We start from the raw sequence: 378 nt of genomic DNA on the forward strand, positions 1-378 counted from the left end.
GAAGTTTCTTTCTCTGCTCCTACTGCTACAGATAACTGTGATGGAACAAAAGTTACTCTTAATGAAGGAAGCATGGCTTCTGGAAGTGTGTTCCCTGTGGGAACTACAACCGTAACTTACACCGCTACTGATGCAGCTGGAAATACTTCTGAAGTATCCTTTACAGTAACGGTGATCGATAACGAAGATCCAACAATCGCTTGTCCTGGAAACATCAGCACCAAAACAGATGAAGGAGAACAATTTGCAGTAGTGAATTATACTGCTCCTATTGGAACTGACAACTGTCCGGGAGCAACTACAGAGCAAACAACTGGCCTAGCATCAGGGAGCCAGTTTCCATTAGGAACAACAACCAATACCTTTGTAGTAACCGAT

1 protein-coding gene is annotated in these 378 nt (G+C 43.4%); it reads left to right on the forward strand.

What is annotated here, in order from left to right; translation table 11 throughout:
• On the forward strand, positions 1-378 hold a 378-nt coding region (locus ON07_RS13760; RefSeq protein WP_010232627.1), incomplete at both ends, for an HYR domain-containing protein.

This window comes from Gillisia marina (assembly GCF_000258765.1).
Classification (GTDB): Bacteria; Bacteroidota; Bacteroidia; order Flavobacteriales; family Flavobacteriaceae; genus Gillisia; species Gillisia marina.